Source organism: Butyrivibrio sp. AE2005 (genome assembly GCF_000686965.1).
Lineage (GTDB): Bacteria > Bacillota > Clostridia > Lachnospirales > Lachnospiraceae > Butyrivibrio > Butyrivibrio hungatei_A.
On sequence record NZ_JMMD01000002.1, the window covers coordinates 106,817 to 127,407 of the forward strand.

The window sequence follows — 20,591 nt, forward strand, 5'->3', positions numbered from 1 at the left end:
TTAGCATTATCAATTCTATTTTCTATACTCTAACCTATACATCATACGTAATGCCCATAAAAACCGTACTCTACAAGCCATTGTAACCGCAACGAGCTTCGGCTCAAGGCTTTTGAATCGAATGCCTTTGAATGCGAACTTATAAGGCGATGATGAAATATAGTTTTTAAGCTCTTTGTTGATTTCTTTATTGTTTTTGGGATTAGATGGATTGAAGTAGTACAGCCGCAAGCTGATGGCAAAGCTTTTTATTATGCGTGCATAAAGGGCATGATAAAATCTTGAAGCCTCGGATTTATTGAGCTTCATTTCATCGATAGAATTCTTGAGATACTTAAAGACTTTAATATCCTGTTGTACGCGGTCTTCTCTATAGCTGTTTGTAATTGAAGACTCATCAACCATGTAGTGGTACAACGTGACCGGAATATATGATATGTTCTTTGCTGCACCAAAAGCATTGAAATTAAAGCACATATCGTCAAGAACTCTGAGTTGTTCAGGGAAATCGAGGTTATTGTCTATCAGAAACTTTCTGCGATACATTTTATCCCATGGCGCAGCCAAAGGGATATCTCTGTTAAATCTCATACCACTTGCTTTTGCAGACATGTATGGATATAGAATCTGTCTTTGCATGGATCTTATTTCTCGAATGTCTTTAGAATTAAAGCTATACTTTGCGTGATTCCAAAGCTCTTTTTTGGCATTTTCACCCTCGCCTGTTTCTCGTACAGCATCAAAGATAACAATGTCAGCATTATTATGAATTGCATTTACATATGGTACTTCGAGATATTTCCCGTCAACCATATCATCAGGATCAACAAAGGCAATGAACGTTCCCTTTGCTTTTTTAAGCCCTGCATTTCTCGCTGCTGCAGGCCCTGCATTTTTCTGGTGAATCACAGACACAGAACAATATTCCTTTTCATACGAGTCGCACATCATTCCGGAATCGTCCGTTGAGCCGTCATCAACATATATGATCTCATATTCATCATGGGGCATTGTCTGATTCCACAGGCTGTTCATGCATCTGTTAAGGAATTTTGCAGAATTATATACAGGAACAATTATTGAAACCTTAATTTCACTCATCGATCAACCTCATTCGTAACAGCCTTAACGATTCTCTTCGAATCGCCTCTCGGAACAAATATGTGTTTATCATCGGGCTCAAAGATTTCTCTGTTTGCTTTGGTATCACCCAAGATCATAGTCTTACCCAGAGCTTCATAGATCATCGCTTTTCCCGGAATGGTTCTATCCGCCTTATCTATATCGGGATCAAAGTGTCCTGCAAGACACACTGATGCATTTGCAATATTTTCGTATAATTCCTTCTGTCCAAGCCATTTGTAATATGTTATGCTTCCTTTTCCACATCTAATGGCTCTGTCTTTACAAGATAGCAGTCTATTCTTATGCTTTCTGTTCATATTACTTAGCCCGCCGATATAGATGCAGTTATAGCCATATTCTTCTGCCAGCACATTAAATGCTTTCGCAACATAATCCGTCCCCTGCAGAGGAAGTCCGGTCCCAAAATATAGAACAGTTTTAGGCTCTGCATCATCATTTTTATCCAAAACAACGTTAGCAGAAATATAATCACCTAAATCCGCTTCCAGATACAGCGTTTCAAATTTCTCTCTATCTTTTTCTGTTCCAAATTCTTTTACAAAAAAATCAGCATCTGCCTTGGTATCGGTAATAATGTAATCCGACTTTTTAACAACTGTTCGGTCAAAAAGTTTACAGATATGAGCAATTATTCCCCTTTTCCAAACAAGTCTCCTGTCAAGAACAACCGTGTCGTAGAGAGAAATGAACATCTCTGCAATAACAATAATTCCTGTCCCTAAAGTGTACTTAATTAAATCTTTCCATATAAGCTGCGGCAGAAATCCGGCTATAACGACATCTACTCCTTCAAAAGAAATACTCCGTAATTTCTTTCTTATATCAATCGCTCTCGTTACAGGATTCCCTTTTTCTGACGAATAGATTCTGAATTTCTTTGCGTTTTCAGCAAGTATCCATTTGATCTGCGAAGTTCTTATGTAGTCTTCATTTTTAACGGTAATATATACGACATTTTTCCCTTTTAACAGGTTCAGCAATCTTGACTCCGTCATAGTACTGTTTCCTCGAGTGGTATTGAATATCCTGTAGTATCTTGCGGTTTGCCCCAATCGTATCTCCGAGAATTCCTATCATAATACATACAAAGCCTATAATAATAAGCGTACATGCAAGAATCAGAGACTGTATGTGTCCTGCTCCGCCCAATGTAAAAAAGAAATATAGAAACCTTATCCATATAATAATTCCGGGAATTGCCGGAAACAGAGACAGAAACAAAAATGCTTTAAGCGGCTTATAAACAAGATATGCTCTAAGAATCGTAAGCATAGAGGTTCTGACATAACCAATCATTGTCTTGGCAAGTCTAGAAGGTCTAACTGCCGGATTTGTGCTGATAGGAACAGAGACAATCGGTATCTTCTCTCTTCCTGCCTGTACAATGGTTTCAAGTGTATAAGTATAATCGTTAACTACATTAAGACGCAGCGCAGCTTCCCTTGAAAACGCCCTGAATCCGCTTGGTGCATCGGGGATATCTGTCTTGGATGCCTGTCTAACCGCCCAGCTTCCAATCCTTTGTAATTTCTTTTTTAAAGGCGAAAAATCTGAAATATTAGAGATCGGTCTTTCACCGATTACAATATCTGACTCCTGTTCCATGATCGGTTTGATGAGTTTAGCGATATCTTTCCCACAGTACTGATTATCTGCATCGGTGTTAACGATGATATCCGCACCGTTTTCAAGCGCGACATCGATGCCGGACATAAAACCTTTAGCAAGTCCCTTATTTTGAGTAAAGTTAACAATATAGTCAACTCCCCACTCTTTGGCAACTCTTGTGGTTTCATCGCTACTTCCGTCATTGATTATCAGATATTCGATTTCATCAATCCCCTCAATACTTTTTGGGAGATCATCAAGTGTATTCTTAAGGGTTTTCTCTTCATTAAAGCATGGAATCTGAATTATCAGCTTCATATGCACAGTCCTTTTTCTTGAATACTTTTAAAATTAATTCGAGTATGTATTTTTGTTTAGTGTTTTCTCTTCTTTTTTCTCTTTTTCTTCTTTCTTACTTCATCTGATTCTTTTTCTTCTTTATTCTTCTCGCCGTCAATTTCATCTGCATTCTTATTGTTTTTGGCATCTTTATCTATATCATTATCATCGGATTCTTTATCATTTTTATACGACGGTGTATCTTTTTCCTTTTCATCTATATCCCCAACCGTTTTTTTGCTATTATCATTATTTCCTATATCTTCGTCCTTTTTATTTTTATCATCTGCATTATTCTCTTTTTCACTTTCAATCTCTTTAATGGCATTCTGATTCATTATTCCAATAATAATCGACACCACAAATACAGCTGCGACAAGCACTCCAATGGTCACTTTCCATATCAAAGAATTTAGTTCCTGCTTTTGTTTTCTAAGATAATTATCTATTGCAATGCTTGTTTCCAAGTCATTTTTCTTTATTTCCTCAGTAACACCAACTCCGAGATCGTGTGCTGATTTTTCAGCAGTAGCCATGTTTTCATTACTGATCTGATCGGTTGGAATATACCCGGTCTCGCCCTTGTAGAAGATCTCTGTCCAGGCTTCATCTGCCTCTGTTATAAAAACACTTTCTCCCTCAGAAAACTCTGCGATTACTTTAGAAGAAGTGTCCTTTTGCTCATATGCGGTTGCAGGAGCTGCCAGCTGCGTTACCGTACCGCTCTTGGTCACAAGGGCACTTTCCTCCGCTTCGATATTCCTGCTAAAAAGAACCAACAATGCAAATACTACCAATAATACAACTACTCTGAATCTCTTTGTCATATCTCCCCTCGCTAGTAGAACAAACTAAGATGTCCAACTGTTATATTGTTTTTGTAATAGTCGTTTGCAAGTGATGAAATAGGGCCGTCCATGTCAACAATTAATATAGTATTGTCATTAAGATATCTGTCAGACGAAATCTCCTCTATTGTGCCATCAATCACATTTATTTCTCTTGCTCTGTCAATGAACTGCACAATCTCGATATACTGTGCGCCGTCCTCATATACATGCAAGAGTTCTTTGCCCGGATTTTCTCTGATCACATCTTCAAGCATCTGCCCCATCAGAACATCCCCGTATATATTGTCCTGATTAAAGAAAACATAGTGATCACATACTTTTAGGCTAAGTAGTATCTGAGGCAGAACAATCAGGAACAACCAGAGATTTTTCTTTTGGTAGCGATACAAAATAACAACAAGCAAAATAAATATCAGCAACCCGATGGAAAGAGCCGATTCTTTATAAAAATACGGTATAGTATCCGCGCCTCTCTCATGAAAATAACTCATGCCTACCATGGTAAATCCGTGTCCACTTGCCATATGTGTCTCATTACCAAGAATCACAAAGTATGAAACCACCATAAACAAGACATGGAAAACTGTAATCAAAATCGTCTTGATCCATAATTTATTGCAGGTAGATAGTTCCATAATTCCGAACGCGATAACTATCGGAAGGAAAAAATCTATATATCTGCCATGAAGAAACAGATCAAGTCTTTTGTTCGTAGGATCCGATGCCCCGATAAGATATACAAGAGCAACAAGATACTGCATGAAACAAGCAAGAAAAATAAATAATCCTGCCATTTGCGAATTATCATTTTTCTTTTCACGTAAATGCCTAACCGTGTTATATGCAACTCCAAAAAGCCCCACTATCCCCCAATATCCAAGGCCATATGTGGCACAGCCAATATAATACAACTTGCCGCACATTTCCTTAATAATTCTCATAAAGCCTTCCATGCTGAAGACTTTACTGAGCCTGTATATGATGCCTGAATAATCGTTCCAGGACAGAACGCTATCCGGAACTTTTCCGTATATTTTTTCTATTATGAAATCTTTAAAGAGAAACGTCCCCGCAAACAGGACAAGTATTACAATCGGAACAATAAGATAAGCTGTCTTTTTTTTGCTCGAAACTTTTGTCCCGGTAACTTCCTTAGAATTACTCACAAGCAAAAACGCCATAAATATCACAGTCGCAATTATAGTCCCGATGCATCTCATATGAACAACATACATAAATAGCGACGTAATAAATACCAAGACCGATCTTGCAATCGTCCTTTTTTCCAGAAATCTGACCATCAAAAAAATAGTCAGGACAAAAAGGAAATTTAAAAGCCCCTCGACCATAGTCATCTGCGTATAATATACCCACGCAGGATAAAGCACAGAAACAGCAGCTACAATCTGTCGTGTTTCTTTTTTTATACTTGGGAATAAAAAAGTAAGAATCTTATGCATCATAGGTATCGAAATGCATTGAAGTAGCATATTTACTACAATTGCAACCCTATATGCGATTACCGAATCATGAAAAAAGAAAAGGATTGGAAATAAAATCAGGCTATATCCATACGAATAGTAGGAACCAAGTGCTGTGATATTCGACCAGTCATATCCAAGAAATGCTGCGGCCGGCGCCCAGTAACCGAATTCATCGGGAAATGCCGAAAATCCATAAATAGAAAACAACCCATGCATGCATAAAAAGACAACAATCATTATCCCCAACAATACAAATATGTTTTCTTTTAAAAAAGAGAGACAACCTGAAATAGGTTGCCTCTCAGGACATTTATGATCCATAGATTAGTATTCAACGATAGCGTAAGCTGCTGCGCCGCCCGGGATATCACTTGTGATAGCTGCGGGATCTTCACTTACGTTCTCAAGAATCTGTGTTGCACCGCCCTTAGCTGCTCTTGCAAGTGCATGCTTCTTATTCTTATCGGCGTTCTTAGGCAATGTAATGGTTGTTCTGGAAACAACGCTAGGGTCAAGTTCTGAGAACTTACCATATGTCATCTTACCAAAGTTAAGCTCGATGCACTGAAGAACGTTTCCGCCGATTGATCCTGCAACATCAGTAAGTGCCTGATAAGCAAGTGGCGACTGTTTAGCTGTGAATTCCCAGCCTTTAAAGTAAAGTGACTCGCCTGCTCCAAGGCCGGCTTTAGAAGCAATCTCACCTGAAGGAGCTACAACAGCAATTACTACATTACGTGTAATAAAAGCGCCGCTTACGGTTGATTTGATAACCTTACCGCCTACGATAACCTGAGGTGTAGAAACTACGCCTTCAACAGTAGCTGAACTGCTTGAAGAATCTGATGAGCTTCCTCCACCACCGCCACTTGAGCCACCTGAGCTACCTGAGCTACTTGTTGTGCTATCGCCCGCTGAAGTATCAGTTGTTGCATAAACTGATAAAGGCATAACAACAATTGTTAATGCTACGGCGAGTGTAAGCACTCTCTTTACGAATTTCATGTTCATTGACTAAACATCTCCTTTCATCATAAAAAAATATTTTTTTATGCGATATTGATACTTGTGTCAAAGAATTCAAATTTCGTTTTTAATTATAAAACTATTTAAAATAACATTCAACAGATAAACGTTTTACCGAATATCAATTCAAGCCTAAAGTACTTTGCAAACGCCGATATTTACTAAGCTCATGACAGTTTATAAACATTTATAAACTTTTTATAAATCAGTTTTTTATACGCTAAAACCAAAAAGCGCCAATTTCGACAAAATAAGCTCTCTCACAATAATCCCCATCTTCTCTTTCTCATCCGCGGGAATCTTCACAAGGCTCTCAATCGTATAAACCTTCTCCTTAAATCCTTTTTCCGGTTTATTCATATCCTTGTACTGCGAAACTCTTATTCTGCTTCGGAGCTGCTTGTAGACTCTGTAGTCATAAGTCTCTTTGGTCATGTGATAAAAGTGACTTTCCAATGTCACATCAAGATCCACATCATCTTTTATATATTTCGTGATGATTGTTTTGAATTTAAACGGAACCATCTCGTTCTTAAGAAGCTCATCGTAGCTGTATCTTGCACCAAAATAGTTCCTCTCAAGATCTTGCATGCAGTATTTAAAATCATCATCGTTTACAATGTTATTCATGACTCTTTTTTCTCTCCGCTGTCGAGATCTTCGATATTATCACCGCTGAACTTGATGGCTGTTCTGATCTTATCCTCATCCCATCCGGTCTCGTCCATAAGTTCCTTTACGGTTACTTTTCTTCTGAGGTCGTCAGCAAGCTCTTTTGCCTTATCCGCAACTTCCTGAACGAGTTTCACTACCTTCTGGCCGCCTGCGGCTTCTTCGAGGTCCTGTTCGATGATGTTCTCCATCGCATCAAGCATGAGCTTGTACAAAAAACTCTCAATTTCCTGAGGCTCACCGACGGCATCGAGCATATTTACGCCTTTTGTAAGCGCATAGTTTCCTTCACCGATAAGATCCTCAATATATACGCCCTGATCGGCATACATCTTGGCAACGTCGACTACGAGAGGAAGATACATATCAATAAGTTTAAGCTTGGCATCGCTCTCGCCTGCAAGCGCGCCGATCTTGATAGCTTCTTTTTCCCCATCGGAGAATTTAGGAAGCTGCTCTAAGCTGCTGATATAATCATCGAGATAGTTCTTTTCCTCCTCGGTAAACTCCTCTTCGGTCTCGGGAGCCGGCTCATCTACGCCGATCTTGTGATTTCTGAGATATTCAAATACCATCTCGAACTGCTCGGAAGAAAGATCAAGGTCTGCAAATGCCTCTTTTACCTCTTCCTTGGAAATGATATTTCTGTTCTCTCTCGCTGTTCTTGTGACGAGTTTAAGTGTCTCTGCAAATTCTTTTTCCTTGTTGTCTATATTTCCCATTTAAGCCTCACTTTACATGTACATGATTAAACAAATGATCCTGACAATACTCGTAGTTTCCGTTACATTTTGAGCAGAATCTGAATTCGAGATTGGGATCGTCAAGTTCCGTTCTTCCGCAAACCGCGCATTTATGCCTTGTTATTCCCTTAGGCTGCATCTTAACGCTTGATTTAAATTCTCTTTTTCTCTTGATCTCCCCCGGTCTGAACTGGTTGAGATTACCTGTACTCATATAAAAGAGTAGCAAGTTGATAAACTGGGAAGCTATCGCAAAAAATGTCGCAAAATCCTTATTTATAAGCGCTCCGATGCACTGATATGCAAGGATAAGCCCGTATGCGATCGCAATCCATCTCACCTTGATCGGAATGAGGAACATCAAAAGCACCTGAATATCCGGGTACATAACAGAAAAAGCAAGAAATACCATCATCTGGATAAAATATGTGCTAAACGAACCGGACGCCCTGAACATCACCATTCCGAGCGCATCACCTGTAATACCGAAAAAAACGTGATACACAAGCATTGTCGCAAAAGAAGCGAGGATCATAAGGATCATTCCGCCAAAAATAAACACATTATATCTGAATGTCCCAAGTGTCCTTTCCATTCCGGTTCCGACAAAATAATAGAACATCAAAGTTATGATAATAAGAAGACTGAAGCTTCCAGGCGGTATCAGAACCCATGAAACAAGTCTCCAGATCTGCCCATGCAAGATCAGATACGGATCGAGCGTAAGAAAACGTGTTATATTCACGCTCTGCGGCGCAAGCTGCAGCACATAACCCACGGCATACAGCATAACAATGTACTTTGTAAGATTTACGATCGCGTATTTACCGATTTTTCTCTCAAGATCATTCAAAAATTTGTTCATTCACTAAGCCTCTGTTTTTTTATTTGATATTTTTTGATTTTATCATTGTGAGAATTTATTGTAAACAAGCCACTTACTTATATTATAGGTTATATTTATTGTTCATTTTCAAGTTTGTTTGCTTTTTTCAGTCTGTCTTCAAAAATGCAGTCTTTAAAGAAATAAAAAAGTTGGTCAGTTGTGAGCATCTTAGTTATTTCATTAATAAGAATATTTGCCGGAATCTGGATCAGAACGCATATCGTAAGCGTCGTAAACCAGAACACAACTCCGTACAATGAAATCCCAAGAAGCGGCACATTATTTGCAAGTATCATTCCCTTATCATAAAGTCCGGGGAGCGAAAAAAACGCAATCATCATCTGCTCAAACTTTGAATCGACAAGCTGCGCCACGCTTGGAATGAGCATCGCCGCAAATATTATTCCGATTATCTGTTCGTGATGAAGGCCCAAAATACTGTGCCTTTTCTTAAAAAATCCGCCAAGAAAATAGATGTTTAAGTCATCCTTTGTACACCCTTTTGCCTTGGCCAAAAGAGCTATTGCCTTATATAGTTTTTCCTTATTTGAATCTTTATCGTCGAAATATTTTCTAAGCCCAAGTTTATGCTTGTTTTCAAATGCTTTTATAATAAAAAAAACTGCGATCATTGAAAGCGGCGCCCAGAATATTCCTGCGACACTTCCAAAGTAAACTGATAATGTCAGAAGCAACAAAAAGATCATACATGCTACGAGATATATGAAGTACATTATTGTCTTTTTCTTTTTATCCGATTCATATTTCTCAATAGCCTGTGTCTTGATTTCCTCCGTTACTATCACCGTTCCGAGCGATACTTTATAATTTTTATTATTTGAATCTATTGAAAGTTCGTAGAAAAGTTTGGTCACATCTTCCCACCACTCTCTTGCACGATCTTTTTCTTTTTCGAGATTTTTTTCCTGCTCTTTTTTTTGTTTGATTTGTTCTTTCTTTAATATCTTATCTATTTCTGTTTCCATATAACATCTCCAAAACTGATGCTTAAGTATACCATAAAGTGTTTTATCTTAAACAGAGTTTGGCAGCGTATATCGTATTCAGTAAATTGATTTTTAATCACTCGTGCATTATAATCAATATAATTATGCATATTAATAAGAAGAGGTTAACAATGATTTCTAAAGACTATACTTTAGGTATTGACATCGGATCCACCACAGTCAAGGTGGCTCTCTTGGATAAAGAAAGAAATATAATCTTTTCCGACTATAAAAGGCACTTTGCAAACATTCAGGAAACTTTGGCTGAACTTCTTGTAGAAGCAAGTAAGAAGTCGGGTAATGTCCTGCTTCACCCCGTTATCACAGGTTCGGGCGGACTTACACTTGCCAAACACCTTGATGTACCTTTTGTTCAGGAAGTTATTGCAGTATCAACTTCGCTCAAGACTCTCGCTCCCAAGACTGACGTAGCGATTGAGCTCGGCGGTGAAGATGCGAAGATTATTTATTTCGAAGACGGAAATGTAGAACAGCGTATGAATGGAATCTGTGCCGGTGGTACAGGTTCTTTTATCGACCAGATGGCGTCGCTTTTACAGACAGATGCCTCAGGGCTTAATAAGTATGCCAAAAATTATAATTCACTGTATACAATTGCGGCCAGATGCGGCGTTTTCGCTAAGTCCGACATTCAGCCATTAATTAATGAAGGTGCAACCAAGGAAGACCTTGCAGCTTCTATTTTTCAGGCCGTTGTCAACCAGACAATCTCAGGTCTTGCATGTGGAAAGCCTATTCGCGGACATGTTGCTTTCCTCGGCGGTCCTCTGCACTTCCTTGACCAGCTCAAGGCTGCATTTATCAGGACTCTTAATCTCGATGAGGAACATACTATAGAGACCGACAACTCTCATCTTTTCGCAGCTATCGGCTCTGCCCTTAACGCTGATGAGAACGTCTGCTATGAGATGGATGAGATGGTAAAAAAACTGTCTCACAAGATTGTCATGGATGCCGAAGTATCACGTCTTGACCCTCTTTTTGAGAATGAAGATGATTACAGAAAATTCAGAGCGCGTCAGGATCAGTACAAAGTAAAGACAAGAAAGCTCGATGATTACAAGGGAAATGCATTTCTTGGAATCGACGCGGGCTCTACTACAACAAAATGCGCACTTATAAGTGAAGACGGCGATCTTCTTTATTCTTTCTATTCAAGCAATAACGGAAGTCCGCTTAAAACAGCGATTTCTTCCATTCAGGAAATATATAAGCTCATGCCCGAAGGCGTTAAGATCTCAAGAGCATGTTCAACAGGTTACGGCGAGGCGCTTCTTAAATCTGCGCTTCTTCTTGATGATGGCGAAGTTGAGACAATCGCTCACTACAACGCCGCTGCTTTCTTTGATCCCAAGGTTGACTGTATCCTTGATATCGGCGGTCAGGACATGAAGTGTATTCATATAAAGAACCAGTCCGTTGATTCTGTACAGCTCAACGAAGCTTGCTCATCAGGATGCGGCTCTTTCATCGAAACTTTTGCAAAATCTCTGTCTTACAGCGTTCAAGACTTTGCTAAGGTTGCTTTGTTTGCAAAGTCTCCCGTAGATCTCGGAACAAGATGTACTGTATTTATGAACTCAAGAGTTAAGCAGGCTCAGAAGGAAGGCGCCGATGTTGCCGATATTTCTTCAGGTCTTGCATACTCTGTTATTAAGAACGCCTTGTTTAAGGTTATCAAGGTATCTGATGCCAAGGATCTTGGCTCACACATCGTTGTTCAGGGTGGAACTTTCTACAATGATGCGGTTCTTCGCGCATTTGAGATTATTTCAGGCGCAGAAGCAATCCGTCCCGACATTGCCGGAATCATGGGTGCTTTCGGTGCTGCTCTTATCGCAAGAGACAGATTTTTTGAAACAGATGATTACAAGACAACCATGCTCACGATCGATCAGATCAACAAACTCGAGTACACAACGAGCATGACAACATGTCAGGGATGCACCAACCACTGCAGACTTACTATCAACAAGTTTACAGGCGGTCGCCAGCATATCTCAGGAAACAGATGTGAGCGCGGAATCGGCAAGGTGAAAAATGCCGACAATATCCCTAATCTTTTTGACTATAAATATAAGAGAATTTTCAGATACGAGCCTCTTACCGCCGACAAGGCAACAAGAGGAACCGTAGGTATTCCGAGAGTCCTTAATTTCTACGAGAACTATCCTTTCTGGTTTACGTTCTTTACAAATCTCGGTTACAGAGTTGTTCTTTCACCAAGATCGACTCACCGGATTTACGAGCTCGGAATCGAATCAATCCCGAGTGAATCGGAATGCTATCCTGCAAAGCTCTCGCACGGACATATCGAGTGGCTTATTAAGCAGAAGGTTGACTTTATCTTCTATCCCGGTCTTTTCTATGAGAGAAAAGAGGTTGAGGGTGCAACCAACCACTATAACTGCCCTATTGTCACTTCATATTCCGAGAACATAAAGAACAACGTTGAGGCAATTACAAACGGCGAAGTTAAGATAAGAAATCCTTTCATGGCATTCACAAGCCTTGAGATTGCTACAGATGCTCTTGTAAAAGAGTTTTCTGAGATTCCTGCAGGTGAGATCATCAAAGCCGCTAAACTTGGCTGGGATGAAATGGAAAATGCAAGAAACGACATCCGCAAAAAAGGTGAAGAAACCCTTAAGTGGATGGAGGAAAACAACAAGCATGGTATCGTTCTTGCCGGAAGACCTTACCACGTGGATCCGGAGATCAATCACGGAATCCCTGATATGATCTGCTCTTACGGTGTTGCGGTTCTTACGGAAGACAGTGTTTCGCACCTTGGAAAGCCCGAGAGACCTCTTATCGTTTCCGACCAGTGGATGTACCACTCAAGGCTTTACGCCGCTGCAAGCTTTGTAAAGACAAGGGATGATATTGATCTTATTCAGCTAAACTCCTTCGGGTGCGGACTTGACGCCGTTACAACGGACCAGGTAAATGACATTCTCGCAGGCTCAGACAAGATCTATACATGCCTTAAGATCGACGAAGTAAATAACCTCGGAAGCGCAAGGATCAGAGTAAGATCTCTTCTTGCCGCGATCAGAGTTCGTAAGCAACATAATAAAGAAAGAACAATCAGGTCAAGTGCATACAACAGGGTGATCTTTGATGAGAACATGAGAAAGAATTATACAATTCTCGTTCCTCAGATGTCTCCCATCCACTTTGACATCCTTGAACCCGCCTTCGCATCCTGCGGTTACAATTTTGTCGTAATGCAAAACGATAACAGGCACGCAGTCGAAGTCGGACTTAAATATGTAAATAACGATGCCTGCTACCCTTCACTCTGGGTTGTTGGTCAGATAATGGATGAACTCTTATCAGGCAAATATGACCTCAACAAAGTTGCAGTCATGATGTCACAGACAGGTGGCGGATGCAGAGCTACAAACTATGTAAGCTTTATCAGACGTGCTCTTAAGAAAGCCGGAATGGAACAGATTCCTGTTGTTTCTCTTAACTTAAGTAAGCTTGAAGCAAATCCGGGGTTCCATTTAGATGCCAAGATGTTTATCAAGGCTGCTTATGCGGTTATTTTCGGTGATATATTCATGAGATGTGTCTACAGAATGAGACCTTATGAGAGAATTCCGGGTTCTGTAAACGCATGCCACGAGAAATGGCTTGAAAAGTGCAAGAAATTCGTGACATCAAAGCATCCAAGCCTTTTCAAATTTGAAAAGATGTGTAAAGCTATCGTTGAAGACTTTGACAGAATCGAGATCACAGACGAAGTTAAACCTCGCGTAGGTATTGTCGGAGAAATTCTGGTTAAGTTTGCTCCCGCAGCAAATAACCACCTTGTTAAACTCCTTGAGGATGAAGGCGCAGAAGCCGTTGTTCCGGATCTTATGGACTTCATGCTCTACTGCTTCTACAACCAGATCTACAAGGCAGAAAACATCGGAACTTCCAAGAAGACCGCACTCTTCTGCAGATTTGGAATATGGGGATTAGAGAAGCTTCGAAGCAGCGCTTCTAAGGCATTTGAAAAGAGTGTTCACTTCGATCCGCCTACAGACATCTATGAGACTGTCGAGTACGCTAAACCTATCGTAGATATCGGAAATCAGACAGGTGAGGGATGGTTCCTTACAGGTGAGATGGTTGAACTTATCAAGAATGGCGCAAGCAATATTGTATGCACACAGCCTTTCGGATGTCTTCCAAACCACGTTGTCGGTAAGGGTGTAATCAAGCAGATGCGACACCTCTATCCCGGCTGCAACATTGTTGCGATAGACTACGATCCCGGCGCTTCAGAAGTAAATCAGCTCAATCGTATCAAGCTGATGCTCTCCACCGCTCAGAAAAAAGTCGAAGAAAAAGTCAGAAAGACAAGTTAATATAAGAGAAAATCAAAAAGAGCCTGACCGTTACCGATCAGGCTCAAACAACAATTATTATTTATACTTTGCATTTAGCTTCTCAATCGCATCCTCATGTCTCTGAATGGCATAAGTTGCAGATTTAATTTTAAGTTCAGTATCCATGCGCTTTTTGTGAGTTTCGTTACACTTTACGTAGTACTCATAAACTTCTTCATCCTCAACTTCGAGGTATTTATCAGCGATGCAACCGGGAAGGACAAACTTCTTAACTACATCCTTGAACTTAACTTCAATGTACTTTCCATCCTGAGAAATAACCTTGCCTTCACCAAATTTTCTATGTGTAACCTTCATCTTAAGAGCAGACTTCTCTCCGAGGTCCGCTGCTTCTTTTTCAAGATCTGACAGCATAGAATTGAGCTCAACTTTTTCGCTCTCGAGCTCTTCTATCTGCCTTGCGTTCTCTTCAAGCATCTCTTTGGTCTTCTTGGTAGGTTTCTTTTTAAGTTCATTCTTTGTTTCAATTTCTTTATTTTCAAGCTCAAGACCCATAAAGCATTCTCCTTTTCGTTCAACGCTTTTCGATGCACATTATTATTACAAAACAAACGAGTTAACATATATATTTTAACTTATTTAGAGATATATTACAACCAAATGGAGACGCTTATATTTTCTGCGTAAGTCCCTTCGAAGCGAGCTTACGCTTCTCCTCATCAAGAATCTGGCCCCACTGGTATGGCGTATTCTGGTAAACATAATAGTTGAGCCAGTTGGTGTAAAGGATATTTGCGTGGCTCCTCCACTGAAGTGTGGGCTTATTATCGGGATTGTCATCGGGATAATAATTTATGGGCATCTTGATATCAAGTCCCTTTGCCAGGTCACGCTTGTACTCGGAATCAAGAGTAAGTCTGTCATATTCGGCATGGCCCATTACAAAGATCTGGCTGCCGGATTTGTTCATGCAAAGGAATACTCCGGCAATCTCAGATTCCGCAAGAACAATGAGGTCTTCGCAGGCATGAATTGCATCGGAAGGTGTCTCAGTATGTCTTGAATGAGGAAGTTTGAATATATCATCAAATCCTCTCACAAGCGGAACCTTTCTGTTCATGACTTTGTGCTCATATATTCCGAATCTCTTTTCCGAAAGAGGTTTCTTGTCAATTCCGAAATGGTAGTAGATTCCGGCCTGAGCGCCCCAGCAGATGTGGAATGTCGATGTGACATTTGTCTTTGTCCACTCAAAAACTTTACAGAGTTCCTGCCAATAATCGACTTCTTCGAAAGGCATCTGCTCAACAGGGGCTCCCGTGATGATCATTCCGTCAAACGTCCTGTCTTTTAGCTCATCAAAGGTATGATAGAACCTGTTAAGATGGTTCGGTGATGTATTCGTAGAATGGTGAGAACTCATCTGCATAAACGAAACATCAATCTGAAGCGGTGTATTTGACATTGATCTAAGAAGCTGAAGCTCGGTATCTTCCTTAAGAGGCATCAGGTTAAGAATACAGATCTGAAGCGATCTGATGTCCTGATGACAAGCTCTGTTCTCGTCAACAACAAATATATTTTCCTTTTCAAGAATCTCTCTGGCTGGTAAATCGTTCTGTATTTTAATTGGCATTTTTAATCATCTCCATAAATTCAGCTTCGTCTATAACTTTAATACCAAGATCGTTTGCTTTGGTAAGTTTACTGCCCGCTGCTTCGCCCGCAAGGACAAAACTTGTCTTCTTAGAAACGCTTCCCGAGGCTTTTCCGCCGTTTTTGACAATGAGCTCTTCAGCTTCTTTTCTTCCGAGTGTAGGAAGTGTTCCCGTTACAACAATGGTCTTACCGGCAAAAATATCTGATGCGTCCTCATCTTTTGTGGCTGTCATATTTACGCCAAGTGTCTGCATCTTGGATAAAACCTCAAGGTTCTTCTCATCATGAAAAAACTCATAAAGATCGCCTGCTGTAGTCTCTCCGATATCAGGTATATGAAGAAATCCATCCTTTGTGACCTTTGAAAGATCCATGACATTGTCAAAGTGCTTCATGATCTCACGGGCTGTTGACTTTCCGACATTCCTTATCGCAAGTCCCGTAAGAAGCCTTACAGCATCATTTGACTTCGACTTCTCAATCTCGCCGAGAAGCTTATCCGTATTTTTTTCTTTTCCAATGATTCCCTTTTCGATCAGCTCGTCTCTGTGCTCGTTAAGGCTGTAAATATCCGCATAGCTCTTAAGATAACCTTCTGAAACAAGTGCATCTACAAGAGTATCGCCAAGTCCCATAATGTTCATGGCATCTCTTGAAGTGAAATACGCGATTGTTCTTGTAACCTGCGCAGGACAGATAGGATTGATGCATCTTATATCCGCAGTATCTTCCTCTCTTACAAGCACGCCACCGCACACGGGGCATGTTTCCGGCGCTTTATAAACTTCGGAAGGCACTTTTACACAGCCGTTGAGCTTAGGGATAATCTCGCCACTCTTAAACAGCTTATATTCTCCGCCGATTCCGACCTGCATCTCGTTAATATAATCCTGATTGTGAAGTGTTGCTCTTGAAACACTGGTTCCGCAAAGTCTTGCTGCCTTTCCTGTCTCTTTATCGTGGAAGCTTCCTGTAAATGTGAGCTTACCTGTTCTTCCAACATCGACAAGAATCTCGTCCATGACAACAACTCTTTCTTCCGGCGGATACTTATATGCGATATGGCCGCTCGAATACTTGGAACTTGTAGAAAACTCCTCTCTCCAAGAAGTCGTATCAATCTTTATAACAGCTCCGTCAAGATCAAAATCAAGATTTTCTCTCATGTTACCGATATCATCGATTGCCGCGCTCACTTCGCTCGAAGAGACGCATGCCCTGTGATAAACGGTCTTAACTCCCGCTTTTTCAAGGATATCAAGTCCCTTAACATGAGAACTCTTTACTTCCTCAGGGCCGTCCTGAACGTTAAACACGAACATTCGAAGGCCTCTTTCCTTTGTAACCTGCGGATCAAGCTGTCTGAGCGTTCCCGCAGCAAGATTTCTCGGATTTGCAGCAAGCTTTTTCCCAAGCTTCTCCTGCATCTCGTTGAACTTATCAAAGTCCTCGTGGGACATATAAACTTCTCCTCTGAGTTCAAGATACTCATAGGGAAGATCGATCACTTTTTTCACATCAGGGATAACAAGAGCGTTCTCGGTAACATCTTCGCCGATAAAGCCGTCACCTCTTGTCTCCGCAGTCCTAAGATGAAGCTTTCCATCAGCTTCATCCTTGTAATATCTAAGCGACAGGCTAAGTCCGTCAATCTTCTGCTCAACGGAAAAAACTGCGTCGCTGTGCCTTGCGGTAACTTTCCCAATCCACTCGGCAACTTCCTCCTTACTAAAAACATCCTCTATCGAAAGCATCGGGACATTGTGAGTTATCTTAACTCCGGCTTCCCTCTTCGCAACACCGCCGATTATCCTGGTGGGCGAATCCTTCTTTACAAACTCAGGGTGTTCTTTCTCAATCTCCTTGAGCTTTTGCATGAGCATATCGTACTCATAGTCGGAAATCTCAGGTTCATCCTGATTATAATAAAGATCCATGTGATGCTTTATTGTCTTAACAAGCCCCTCATACTCTTTTTTTATCAAATCTGTGTCTTGATTAAGTGACATATAACTCTCCCCAAATTTATTACAAACTAACCTGCCTCGCGAATCCATAGCGGCTCACGCAGACAACAAATTTATTATATCAGTAAATTCTCAAATTGGGACAAACTATTTAACTCCCGCTTCGCCGTACAAGAGCTTCTTTGCCTCCTCGGAAAGTTCGGCATATCCGCCCGGTTTAAGATTATAGTCGCTAAGCTTAACGCTCATGACGCGCACCCTCTTAAGCTTTACAACTTCGTAGCCAAGTTCTCTGCACATTCGCCTAATCTGCCTGTTAAGCCCTTGTGTGAGTATTATGGTAAAAGATCTTTTGCCTGTTTTACTGACTTTGCAGCGCCTTGTTTTTACACCCAGCTCACGCAAAAAAACTCCGGACGTCATCCCGGTTATAAACTCAGTCGTTACGTCCTTATCTACCGTTACTTCATATTCTTTCTCATGTTTATTTGCGGCTCTCATCATCGCATTGATCAGATCGCCGTCATTTGACATGATAAGAAGTCCCTCTGAATCCTTATCAAGACGGCCCGCATAGGTTACTCTATCTTTGTATCCGAGATCTTCAATGACGGTTCTCTCAGCATGAACGTCGTTTTCGGTGCATACAACGCCGACCGGCTTATAATATGCAAGAACAATCTTATCTTCCTTGGGTTTTATCTCTTTTCCGTCAAGACAGACTGTGTCGCCATCCTCGACCTGTGCGCCGCACGTAGCTATAACGCCGCCTATCGTTATTCTTTTATCTTCAATAAGCTTATCGGCTTCCCTTCTTGAACAGACTCCGCAGGAAGCAATGAATTTATTAAGCCTCATCTTTACCTCAAAAAATAAAGAGCTGCTTAGCTTAGCAACTCTTTCTATTTTTTATTCTTTAAAACATCTGTGCCAGATGCTCGATCGCATTCTCTCTGATTATACAATCATAGCTCTCTCTGATATAAGCGATTGCCTGAGGAGCCGAACACTGGAAGTGTCCGAATTCATAAGCCATCGTAAAGAGCGATGCGAACTTCTTGGTATCCTCGTCACCTCTTCTGATATCAAGGAAATACTTACCTGTTTCCTCATTCTTGTACAGAGTGCTGCAGATATTGTTGCCCATAGGAGCCTTGGCGCAGAACTTCTTAACTTCCATAAAGCTGTCAAATGTGAATACAAATTCACTGAACTGAAGCTGCTTAAGATTTTCCTCATTATGAACACGCCTGTTCTCTGCTTTTCTCTTAGCACCGACCGAAAGACTGTCGGCAAGGTTCTTGTTCTTATCTGAAGAACCGTTTACATTTATCGGAACAGATTCTTTATTTATTATATTCTTCATTGAATTGGTCAGATTCTTGAGACTTTTGAGATAATCGTTAAGTCTTGAAATTCTGTCCTCATCAACCGCATCTCCAATGTCCTCAAGAACGTTCTTAGGGATATTGACTCCCGCCTTCTCTGTAAGATTTCTTAAGATTTCCCCAAATGAAGCTGATGCATTTTCAGAAAGAGTAAGTGAAATCGAATGATCGGGTAAAACAGTTATCTGAAGCGGCATGAAAGAACCGGTCGGCTTGTAGTCAACTTCTTCCTGTGCCTTAAGCATTACATCGTGTAAAAAATCCAATGCTTCTTTCTTCTTCTCAAAAAGGTCTTCAAGCTTTATCCCCTGTTCATCCATATCATCTTCTGTGATGATACAGTTGACGGTGTCTTTGTTAATTCTCTTAAATTCCATTAATCTACCTCGCATTTATACGACTGCATAGCATAACTATTTTACAACATTTAGCAGATTCTTGGAAGACCCTCTCCATACATCAGTCCTATCACTCTTTTTCCGCCTATATTGGTATTTAGCACCACTTTATGCATGTCGGAAGGCTGATTATTTTTTTTGACCATGCCGATAATGGCGGCGTTTTTGCCGTATTTGGAACTACGAATTATTGAAAGCGCTCTGTCAGCGTCTTCGGGATGAACACTAAGTACAAACTTCCCTTCGTTGCCCATATATATCGGATCAAGTCCAAGAAGTCCGCAGAAATCTTTGACTTCAGAAGATACAGGAAGCTTATCCTCGTAAAGTTCTATATCACAGGAAGAGCTCTCCGCAAACTCATTTAAAACAGTGCCAAGTCCGCCTCTTGTTACGTCTCGCATCGCATGGATCCTGACTTTCTGTGCCATTAGATTATTTACAGCGTCCGTCAAAGGAGCCGCATCAGACTTAATATTATTTTCGATTCCCATTCTTTTAGCCAAAATAGCCGCGTGATGGTCTCCGAGATTTCCGGAAAGAATAATAATATCGTTATCTTGAAGATTAGAAGGCCCTATAGATTCTGCATCATCAGAAATAAAGCCGACTCCCGATGTATTGATTATAAGTCCCGCTTCTTGGCCTCTGTTCTCAACAACCTTGGTATCGCCCGTAACTATCGTAACCCCGGCCTCTTTTGCACACTCAGAAAGAGCCTTGACCTGATTCTCAAGGACATCGAGATCAAGTCCCTCTTCAAGGATAAATCCGCATGTTATATACATGGGTTTAGAGCCGCTCATAAGAAGATCGTTTACCGTTCCGCAAACAGAAAGTCTCCCGATGTTTCCTCCGGGAAATTCTATAGGGGTCACCACGAAACTGTCGGTTGTTATCGCAAGTCTCGCTGCTCCTCCGACAACCGCGGAATCCTCAAGTTTATTTAATATATCGTTATTAAAATATTTTGCAAAAACATCTTTTATAAGCTTTGAAGTGGACTCTCCGCCGCTTCCGTGAGCCATTGTAACTTTCATACCGTGCCTC

17 protein-coding genes are annotated in these 20,591 nt (G+C 40.7%); 1 reads left to right on the top strand and 16 read right to left on the bottom strand.

The features are described 5' to 3' along the window. Nucleotides 1-15: 15 nt before the first annotated feature. The 10 genes from DL92_RS0102545 to DL92_RS0102590 form a co-directional block, all read right to left on the bottom strand. Complete coding sequence (locus DL92_RS0102545; protein ID WP_026666812.1) at nucleotides 16-1,101, bottom strand: glycosyltransferase; 1,086 nt, start codon at nucleotides 1,099-1,101, stop codon at nucleotides 16-18. Then, a complete protein-coding gene (locus DL92_RS0102550) occupies nucleotides 1,098-2,141 on the bottom strand; it encodes a glycosyltransferase family protein (protein WP_026666813.1) in 1,044 nt (347 codons plus the stop codon). Before DL92_RS0102550 ends, DL92_RS0102545 begins: the two co-directional genes overlap by 4 nt. Beyond that, nucleotides 2,080-3,072: a glycosyltransferase family 2 protein gene (locus DL92_RS0102555; protein WP_026666814.1), complete on the bottom strand. Its 993-nt coding sequence runs from the start codon at nucleotides 3,070-3,072 to the stop codon at nucleotides 2,080-2,082. The genes DL92_RS0102550 and DL92_RS0102555 overlap by 62 nt, the downstream gene beginning before the upstream one ends. Nucleotides 3,073-3,128: 56 nt before the next feature. Further along, entirely contained in the window at nucleotides 3,129-3,920 is a 792-nt protein-coding gene (locus DL92_RS20925) for an SH3 domain-containing protein (protein ID WP_026666815.1), read from the bottom strand. A gap of 11 nt (nucleotides 3,921-3,931) precedes the next feature. Further along, entirely contained in the window at nucleotides 3,932-5,749 is a 1,818-nt protein-coding gene (locus DL92_RS0102565; RefSeq protein WP_197027232.1) for a hypothetical protein, read from the bottom strand. Between the two features lie 3 nt (nucleotides 5,750-5,752). Continuing rightward, nucleotides 5,753-6,439, bottom strand: a complete 687-nt coding sequence (locus tag DL92_RS21220; RefSeq protein ID WP_026666817.1) for a hypothetical protein — start codon at nucleotides 6,437-6,439, stop codon at nucleotides 5,753-5,755. Nucleotides 6,440-6,667: 228 nt separating this feature from the next. Beyond that, nucleotides 6,668-7,084 (bottom strand): hypothetical protein, encoded by a 417-nt coding sequence (locus DL92_RS0102575; RefSeq protein ID WP_026666818.1) that lies wholly within the window; start codon nucleotides 7,082-7,084, stop codon nucleotides 6,668-6,670. Further along, nucleotides 7,081-7,848 (bottom strand): RNA polymerase sigma factor region1.1 domain-containing protein, encoded by a 768-nt coding sequence (locus tag DL92_RS0102580; RefSeq protein WP_026666819.1) that lies wholly within the window; start codon nucleotides 7,846-7,848, stop codon nucleotides 7,081-7,083. The genes DL92_RS0102575 and DL92_RS0102580 overlap by 4 nt, the downstream gene beginning before the upstream one ends. 7 nt (nucleotides 7,849-7,855) lie before the next feature. After that, complete coding sequence (locus DL92_RS0102585) at nucleotides 7,856-8,734, bottom strand: membrane protein (RefSeq protein WP_026666820.1); 879 nt, start codon at nucleotides 8,732-8,734, stop codon at nucleotides 7,856-7,858. A 95-nt stretch (nucleotides 8,735-8,829) separates the two neighbouring features. After that, nucleotides 8,830-9,741 (bottom strand): hypothetical protein, encoded by a 912-nt coding sequence (locus DL92_RS0102590; protein ID WP_026666821.1) that lies wholly within the window; start codon nucleotides 9,739-9,741, stop codon nucleotides 8,830-8,832. A 152-nt stretch (nucleotides 9,742-9,893) separates the two neighbouring features. Between DL92_RS0102590 and DL92_RS0102595 the strand changes: the two genes are divergently transcribed. Further along, the gene (locus DL92_RS0102595; protein ID WP_026654798.1) at nucleotides 9,894-14,147 is read left to right on the top strand and encodes a 2-hydroxyacyl-CoA dehydratase; all 4,254 of its coding nucleotides are present in this window, start codon (nucleotides 9,894-9,896) and stop codon (nucleotides 14,145-14,147) included. Nucleotides 14,148-14,204: 57 nt separating this feature from the next. Here DL92_RS0102595 and DL92_RS0102600 read toward each other — a convergent pair whose 3' ends face one another. The 6 genes from DL92_RS0102600 to hypE all read right to left on the bottom strand — a co-directional run bounded on the left by DL92_RS0102600 (nucleotide 14,205) and on the right by hypE (nucleotide 20,581). Then, complete coding sequence (locus tag DL92_RS0102600; RefSeq protein ID WP_026666823.1) at nucleotides 14,205-14,684, bottom strand: hypothetical protein; 480 nt, start codon at nucleotides 14,682-14,684, stop codon at nucleotides 14,205-14,207. Nucleotides 14,685-14,799: 115 nt separating this feature from the next. Further along, complete coding sequence (gene metA, locus DL92_RS0102605; protein ID WP_026666824.1) at nucleotides 14,800-15,765, bottom strand: homoserine O-acetyltransferase MetA; 966 nt, start codon at nucleotides 15,763-15,765, stop codon at nucleotides 14,800-14,802. Further along, nucleotides 15,755-17,797, bottom strand: coding sequence for an NAD-dependent DNA ligase LigA (gene ligA, locus DL92_RS0102610; RefSeq protein WP_034468347.1), 2,043 nt, complete (start codon nucleotides 17,795-17,797; stop codon nucleotides 15,755-15,757). Before ligA ends, metA begins: the two co-directional genes overlap by 11 nt. Nucleotides 17,798-17,902: 105 nt before the next feature. Continuing rightward, complete coding sequence (locus DL92_RS0102615; RefSeq protein WP_026666826.1) at nucleotides 17,903-18,613, bottom strand: pseudouridine synthase; 711 nt, start codon at nucleotides 18,611-18,613, stop codon at nucleotides 17,903-17,905. A gap of 58 nt (nucleotides 18,614-18,671) precedes the next feature. Continuing rightward, nucleotides 18,672-19,520 carry an adaptor protein MecA gene (locus DL92_RS0102620; protein WP_026654794.1) on the bottom strand — a complete coding sequence of 283 codons (849 nt, stop codon included), beginning with the start codon at nucleotides 19,518-19,520 and terminating at the stop codon, nucleotides 18,672-18,674. 50 nt (nucleotides 19,521-19,570) lie between these two features. Further along, nucleotides 19,571-20,581, bottom strand: coding sequence for a hydrogenase expression/formation protein HypE (gene hypE / locus DL92_RS0102625; RefSeq protein WP_026666827.1), 1,011 nt, complete (start codon nucleotides 20,579-20,581; stop codon nucleotides 19,571-19,573). Between the last annotated feature and the right edge of the window lie 10 nt (nucleotides 20,582-20,591).

Bases quoted from the DNA above. Each gene is read 5' to 3' on its own strand.
- DL92_RS0102545 (WP_026666812.1), bottom strand. From the start codon at position 1,101: ATGAGTGAAATTAAGGTTTCAATAATTGTTCCTGTATATAATTCTGCA.
- DL92_RS0102550 (WP_026666813.1), bottom strand. From the start codon at position 2,141: ATGACGGAGTCAAGATTGCTGAACCTGTTAAAAGGGAAAAATGTCGTA.
- DL92_RS0102555 (WP_026666814.1), bottom strand. From the start codon at position 3,072: ATGAAGCTGATAATTCAGATTCCATGCTTTAATGAAGAGAAAACCCTT.
- DL92_RS20925 (WP_026666815.1), bottom strand. From the start codon at position 3,920: ATGACAAAGAGATTCAGAGTAGTTGTATTATTGGTAGTATTTGCATTG.
- DL92_RS0102565 (WP_197027232.1), bottom strand. From the start codon at position 5,749: ATGGATCATAAATGTCCTGAGAGGCAACCTATTTCAGGTTGTCTCTCT.
- DL92_RS21220 (WP_026666817.1), bottom strand. From the start codon at position 6,439: ATGAACATGAAATTCGTAAAGAGAGTGCTTACACTCGCCGTAGCATTA.
- DL92_RS0102575 (WP_026666818.1), bottom strand. From the start codon at position 7,084: ATGAATAACATTGTAAACGATGATGATTTTAAATACTGCATGCAAGAT.
- DL92_RS0102580 (WP_026666819.1), bottom strand. From the start codon at position 7,848: ATGGGAAATATAGACAACAAGGAAAAAGAATTTGCAGAGACACTTAAA.
- DL92_RS0102585 (WP_026666820.1), bottom strand. From the start codon at position 8,734: ATGAACAAATTTTTGAATGATCTTGAGAGAAAAATCGGTAAATACGCG.
- DL92_RS0102590 (WP_026666821.1), bottom strand. From the start codon at position 9,741: ATGGAAACAGAAATAGATAAGATATTAAAGAAAGAACAAATCAAACAA.
- DL92_RS0102595 (WP_026654798.1), top strand. From the start codon at position 9,894: ATGATTTCTAAAGACTATACTTTAGGTATTGACATCGGATCCACCACA.
- DL92_RS0102600 (WP_026666823.1), bottom strand. From the start codon at position 14,684: ATGGGTCTTGAGCTTGAAAATAAAGAAATTGAAACAAAGAATGAACTT.
- metA (WP_026666824.1), bottom strand. From the start codon at position 15,765: ATGCCAATTAAAATACAGAACGATTTACCAGCCAGAGAGATTCTTGAA.
- ligA (WP_034468347.1), bottom strand. From the start codon at position 17,797: ATGTCACTTAATCAAGACACAGATTTGATAAAAAAAGAGTATGAGGGG.
- DL92_RS0102615 (WP_026666826.1), bottom strand. From the start codon at position 18,613: ATGAGGCTTAATAAATTCATTGCTTCCTGCGGAGTCTGTTCAAGAAGG.
- DL92_RS0102620 (WP_026654794.1), bottom strand. From the start codon at position 19,520: ATGGAATTTAAGAGAATTAACAAAGACACCGTCAACTGTATCATCACA.
- hypE (WP_026666827.1), bottom strand. From the start codon at position 20,581: ATGAAAGTTACAATGGCTCACGGAAGCGGCGGAGAGTCCACTTCAAAG.